The following is a 5,468-nucleotide window of genomic DNA, read 5'->3' on the forward strand; positions in this document are numbered from 1 at the left end:
GCCCCTCGGCCTCGATCAGCACCTGTGCCGACCCCAGAATATGCCCGGCCGGAAAGAACGTGACCGTCGCCCCGTCGATCTTCAGCGGCTCATGAAAATCGAGCCCCTGAAATCGCCCGGCGCAATCTTCGCCATAGCGCACCTTCATGATTTCCACCGTGTCCGGCGTCGCCAGCACCGACCCGTGGCCCGAACGCGCGTGGTCGGCATGCCCATGGGTAATGATCGCCCGCGCCTTTGGCTCGGACGGATCGATCCACGCGTCGAGTGCGGGCACATAGAGATTGCGGTCGATGATGAAACCCATGATCCCCTCAACGCAAGCCGGCCGCTGGCGGTTCACAGCATCCGGCTGATGCAGCCACCGCGTCATTGCCGTCTATGGGTTGTCAATCGAGCCGCGCTGTTCCAAACCGGAGGCAAAAGAGGAGCAAGATATGCGCCGCACCACCCATCCCGCAGGCACCATCCACCGGCTCACCATCGACAGCAAGGCCCTTGCCGGCAATCGCCTCGGCGATCCGACCAACCGCCTCGTCGACGTCTACATTCCCGCCGGCCACACCGGTGAAGGCCTGCCGCTGCTCGTCGATCTCGTCGGCTATACCGCAGGCGGCCCCGCGCACACCGCTTGGAAAAATTTCGGCGAAAACGTCCCCGAGCGTCTCGATCGCCTCATCGGCGACAACAAGATGCCGCCCGTCGTCGTCGCCTTCCCCGATTGCTTTTCGCGCCTCGGCGGCAATCAATATGTGAACAGCCCCGTCCTTGGGAACTACGAGGATTTCCTCATCGGCGAGATGGCGCCCTTCGTGGAAGAAAAATTCTCCTGCGGCGGTGCCGGACGGCGCGGTGTTTTCGGCAAGTCCTCAGGCGGTTTCGGCGCTCATATCCACGCCATGCTGCACGCCGATTTCTGGGCCGCCGCCGCCAGCCATTCCGGCGATGCCGGGTTTGAAAATCTCTACATCCCGGAATTCCCCAACAGCCTGCGCGCATTAGCCAAATCGGAAAACTCCATCGAAACCTGGATGCGCGCCTTTGAAGCCAAGCAAAAGATCGACGGCAAGGACACGCTGCTCCTGATGATCCTCGCTCAGGCCGCCAGCTTCGATCCCGACCCGGAACCCAGCAGCTTCCTCGGCCTGCGCCTGCCGGTAACTCTTGATACCTGCGAACTCATCGAAGACCGCTGGGCCAACTGGCTCAAATGGGACCCCGCCCGCATGGTCGAAACCCACGCGGAATCAATCGCCAAATTGAAGGGTTTCTACTTCGATTGCGGCACCGAGGATCAATACAACATCCTCTACGGCTCCCGCCGTATTCACCGCACGCTCGAGCAAAAAGGCATTGCCCACCGCTACGAGGAATTCCCCGACAATCACTCGAGCGTTGATTATCGCATGGATATCAGCCTGCCGTTCCTCGCAGAAACGCTGAGCCGTTAGCCTGCAGACTAATCAGTAGTGCGGCGGCGGCTTTTCGCTTGAAGGATCGGCGATATAGCCGCCACTGCGCACCTGCTCTTCCATCACTTCGATCTTGCGGCGCAACTGCTCGATCACCATCCACTGTTCGGTAATGACCGCATTGAGGTCCTCGATGGTCTGGTCCTGAAATGCTACGCGGCTTTCGAGGCGTTCAAGCCGCTCGTTCTGATCCTGATCTGACACGGCGCTACCTCGCAAAGACTGGCTCCAGATAGGCCCCGTCGCGCCCGTCCGCAAGTTATCCCTACACGCGAGAGTGTTAAGCCAAGGGGAACTTCTCGGCCCCCAACGCCATTGACTCCGTGAACATGAACAGCGGGAGCCGCAAAATGGCGACCATCACGGCAAAAGAAACTAGTCTGCATCCGACCATCACCTCGGTCGATTTCGGCGCCTTGGCACGCCTGGCGCTGTCAGCCGTTCTGCCGCTTGCCGCCTTTGGTGGTGTCAACTTCGTCGCTGACGCTGCGGGCCTCCAGCCATACTTCTTCTCTCCCGCCGGCCTTCCCGGTTGGGCTGGTGCCGCCATTCATCTCGTCCTATTGTTCACCTTGGGTCTCGCCATTGGCCTTGCCGCGAGTAAGAGCCGCACTGTCTTGCCCTGGGGCATCGCGCTCGTCGCCGCCATGATCGCATTTCCCTTCCCCGCCGCCGCTCTCGATTCCCTCGCCCTGGCGCTGGTGATGACCTCTGTCCTGCTCCTTGCGCTTGCCACGAGCATCCGCATTGCCGCCGTCTCCAGCCTCGGTGGCTGGTTGATGATCCCGGTGCTTGTCTGGGTTGGTTTCGGTGCTGCGCTCGGCCTTGCCGTCGCCGCCGCCTGGAGCCCGCCGTTTGCGCTGATCACCGCTCAGAACGCCCCTCCCGCCGCGGCCTGATCACGGTTACCGCAAAGTGCCTTCTTGCGAGCGGGCCCGCTGCGCTCCATGTCAGAGCAATCTCATCTGTTGGAGCGCAAGATGGCTCGCTTGCTCAAGATCGATGTCTTTACCGACGTCGTATGCCCCTGGTGCCTCGTCGGCTCGGCCCGGCTAGACCAGGCCCTCGCCAAACTTCCCGATGACGTGGAAGTGGTCGTTGAAAATCACCCATTCTATCTCGATCCCACCGTACCGCCCGAAGGCGTCGATGTCGGCGAAATGCTGAAGGCAAAGTACGGCCGCGAGCCCAGGGAGATGTGGGAGCGGGTCGAAGGCGAAGCGAAGAAGGCCGGCATCGAGCTTGACCTCTCGCAACAGCCGCGCATGTTCAATACGGCCAAGGCGCACACCATCACCCGGCTGTCCAAGGCCAATGGCAACCAGCACGAATTGGCCAATGCCATTGCCGAGGCCTATTTCCTCGACCATCAGCAGATCAACGACGACAACATCCTCGCCGATGTTGCGGTGAAATTCGGCTGGGATCGTGGCGATGCGCTCGATGCCATGAACGACGCCAACGAACTCGCGATCACCGAACAGCTCGCTACCTCCGCTGCCCAACAGGGTATTCGCGGCGTGCCCTTCTTCGTCTTCGGCGAAAAATACGCTCTCTCCGGCGCCCAGCCCGACGAAGTTTTCGCCCAGGCGCTCGACAAGACGATTTCCGAACTCTGATCGCTCTGCGCCTGTTATAGGCAGAGCAGGAAACTGTTCGGGAACGGCCGGTGAAGCTTCTCAGAATTGGCGCCATCGCGCTTATCGCCCTGGTCCTCGTGGTTTACACGGGGGCCGTCGGCTTCATGTATTTCAACCAGCGCGCCCTGCAATATGAGGCGACTGGCGAAATAACGGCGCTGGCGGACACGGTCCTCCCGGACGCCGCGGAAATTTCCATCCCCGTCGATAGCGCCGTCATCAATGGCTGGTACCAGCCACCCCAGCCCGGCAAGCCTTTGATCGTCTACTACAAGGGCAATTCGGGCAGCTTCACTGCCGAACACATCCGCTTCGAGCGCTTCGTGTCCGAAGGCTTTGGCTTTCTCGCCTTCGATTACCGCGGTTTTCCGACCTCGCCCGGTACGATCAGCGAAGCAAGCATTCTGGCCGACGCCATCGCCGCCTATGATTGGGCCGCGGCCAAGAATTTCCCCATCGTCATCTGGGGCCGCTCCCTCGGCACCGGCCCCGCGACTTATGTGGCGAGCGAACGCGACGCAAAGGCCCTGCTGCTGGAAACGCCGTTCCTCTCGGCTGTCACCGTCGCCGCCGAGCGCTATCCCATTCTGCCGGTCAACTGGGTCATGCTCGACCAATTCCGCTCCAATGAATGGATCGCCGACGTCAGCGAATCCGTCATGGTCGCCCACGGCACCGCCGATCGCACCATCGACGTTTCCAATGGCGAACGCCTCTATGCCCTCGCTCCCAATCCCGACAGCCTCTGGATCGTCCCGGATGCCGGCCATTCCGACCTCTGGGACGCCGGCATATGGGACAAGGCCAAGGCCTTTTTCATCCGCGCAGGCGCGGTGAACTGACAGAAGACTACCGCGACCCATGACCGACCAATCCAGCTCAGCCTCACCCGCCATGTCCGGCCGCCGCACGGCCATCATTGGCGGGCTCATGGTGGCGACCGGCCCCCTGAGCCTCACGCTCTACGCCCCGGCTTTGCCCTCCCTCGTCACCGACCTCGGCACCAATGACGCCGGCGGCAAGCTCACCCTGACGGTCTACTTCGCCGCCTTCGCGCTTGCCCAGCTCATTTGTGGCCCGCTCTCGGACCGTTTCGGCCGCCGCGCCGTCGGCATTGCGTTCTTTGCCATCTATGTCCTTGGCGGTCTGGTCGCTACCTTCGCGCCAAGCCTCGAAGTGCTCCTCCTCGGCCGCGTGCTGCAGGGCTTTGGCGTCTCGGCCGGCGTCGCGCTGTCGCGCGCCATGGTGCGCGATCTCTTTGTCGGCCGCGAAGCCATCGGCATTCTCACGCTCATCAATCTCGTCCTCACCGTCGCGCCCGCCGTCGCCCCGACCCTCGGCAGCGTCATCATGCTCGTCGGCTCCTGGCACGTCATGTTCATGGTCATGTCGGCCTTCGGCCTCGCCATCATCGCCCTGCTCGGCTTTTCGGCGCGCGAGACACTGCCCGAGGATCGGCGTGTCCCGCTAAAGCCGTCGACCATCATCGGCAACTACGGCCGCCTGCTCCGCGCCCCCGCCTTCCTGCTCCCGGCCGGCACTCTTGCCGCCGCCTTCGGCGGTTTCTATGCCTCGGCCGCGCTGCTGCCCTTCGTGCTCATCGACCAGATCGGCCTCACGCCCTTCCAGTTCGCCATGGCCATGCTGATCCAGACCGGCTCCTTCATCACCGGCAACATCATCGCCGCGCGCCTCTCAAAGCACCTCGACGGCTGGCAGCTTGTCGCGATCGGTCTCGTCCTGATCGCCCTCGCCGGTCTCGGCTACGCCGTGGGTCCACGCATCTGGCCCAATGAGGTCCTCGCCGTGATGATTCCCGTCGGCTTCTGGATGCTCTCGCTTGCCTGCCTCAGCCCCAGCGCTACCGCCGCCGCCATGTCCGGTTTCGGCGAAATCGCCGGCTCGGCGGGCGCCCTCACCGGCTTCTTCCAGATGGGCGGCGGTTTTTTGGCTTCGCTCGCGGGCACGCTCTTCTTCCCCGAAGCCCGCACGGCGCTTGTCACACTCATGCCCGGCCTTGCGGCTCTAGCGATCGCTCTCGCTCTGACCGACCTGCGGCGCGTACGACGGACTTAGTCTCCAACAAGCTCGCCCCTCCCCTGCATCGTCATTGCCGGGCTTGTCCCGGCAATCCATCTCGCCTCCGCTGGGGACCACCGGAACAAGCCCGGTGGTGACGACGTCGGGAGCATCAGCGCAAAAGCCCAAGCAACCCCAAAAACAAAAACGCCGCCCCGGAGGACGGCGTTTTCAAATTTCTGCAGCTTCGCGCGACTAGTTGCGCGGCGGCGGCGCGGCGATCAAGCCTTCGCGCTGTGCACGCTTGCGAGCCAGCTTGCGGGCGCGACGAACGGCC

The 5,468-nt window shown here is 62.9% G+C and carries 6 protein-coding genes and 2 pseudogenes; 5 read left to right on the top strand and 3 right to left on the bottom strand.

The genetic code is table 11. From position 1 onward, the window contains the following. A pseudogene (locus tag ABW043_RS13060) lies at positions 1-307 on the bottom strand (ligase-associated DNA damage response exonuclease); the annotation flags it as partial. A 130-nt stretch (positions 308-437) separates the two neighbouring features. On the opposite strand from ABW043_RS13060, the gene ABW043_RS13065 reads away from it, so the two are divergent. Then, a complete protein-coding gene (locus ABW043_RS13065) occupies positions 438-1,451 on the top strand; it encodes an alpha/beta hydrolase (RefSeq protein WP_353921644.1) in 1,014 nt (337 codons plus the stop codon). 12 nt (positions 1,452-1,463) lie between these two features. Here ABW043_RS13065 and ABW043_RS13070 read toward each other — a convergent pair whose 3' ends face one another. Next, on the bottom strand, positions 1,464-1,676 hold the full coding sequence (locus ABW043_RS13070; RefSeq protein WP_353921645.1) for a SlyX family protein: 213 nt from the start codon (positions 1,674-1,676) through the stop codon (positions 1,464-1,466). Between the two features lie 146 nt (positions 1,677-1,822). On the opposite strand from ABW043_RS13070, the gene ABW043_RS13075 reads away from it, so the two are divergent. The 4 genes from ABW043_RS13075 (at position 1,823) to ABW043_RS13090 (ending at position 5,188) form a co-directional block, all read left to right on the top strand. Then, entirely contained in the window at positions 1,823-2,371 is a 549-nt protein-coding gene (locus ABW043_RS13075; RefSeq protein WP_353921646.1) for a tryptophan-rich sensory protein, read from the top strand. An 81-nt stretch (positions 2,372-2,452) separates the two neighbouring features. After that, complete coding sequence (locus tag ABW043_RS13080) at positions 2,453-3,091, top strand: DsbA family oxidoreductase (RefSeq protein WP_353921647.1); 639 nt, start codon at positions 2,453-2,455, stop codon at positions 3,089-3,091. Between the two features lie 50 nt (positions 3,092-3,141). Further along, positions 3,142-3,954 (top strand): alpha/beta hydrolase, encoded by an 813-nt coding sequence (locus ABW043_RS13085; protein ID WP_353921648.1) that lies wholly within the window; start codon positions 3,142-3,144, stop codon positions 3,952-3,954. A gap of 19 nt (positions 3,955-3,973) precedes the next feature. Continuing rightward, entirely contained in the window at positions 3,974-5,188 is a 1,215-nt protein-coding gene (locus tag ABW043_RS13090) for a multidrug effflux MFS transporter (protein ID WP_353921649.1), read from the top strand. A gap of 198 nt (positions 5,189-5,386) precedes the next feature. On the opposite strand, the pseudogene ABW043_RS13095 reads toward ABW043_RS13090, so the two are convergent. Next, positions 5,387-5,468 (bottom strand): annotated as a pseudogene (locus tag ABW043_RS13095) (30S ribosomal protein S21); the annotation flags it as partial.

Origin of the sequence: Devosia sp. (genome assembly GCF_040509215.1) — a bacterium.
Taxonomy (GTDB): Bacteria; Pseudomonadota; Alphaproteobacteria; order Rhizobiales; family Devosiaceae; genus Devosia.

Coding starts and splice junctions, on each gene's coding strand:
- ABW043_RS13065 (WP_353921644.1), top strand. CDS start 438: ATGCGCCGCACCACCCATCCCGCAGGCACCATCCACCGGCTCACCATC.
- ABW043_RS13075 (WP_353921646.1), top strand. CDS start 1,823: ATGGCGACCATCACGGCAAAAGAAACTAGTCTGCATCCGACCATCACC.
- ABW043_RS13080 (WP_353921647.1), top strand. CDS start 2,453: ATGGCTCGCTTGCTCAAGATCGATGTCTTTACCGACGTCGTATGCCCC.
- ABW043_RS13090 (WP_353921649.1), top strand. CDS start 3,974: ATGACCGACCAATCCAGCTCAGCCTCACCCGCCATGTCCGGCCGCCGC.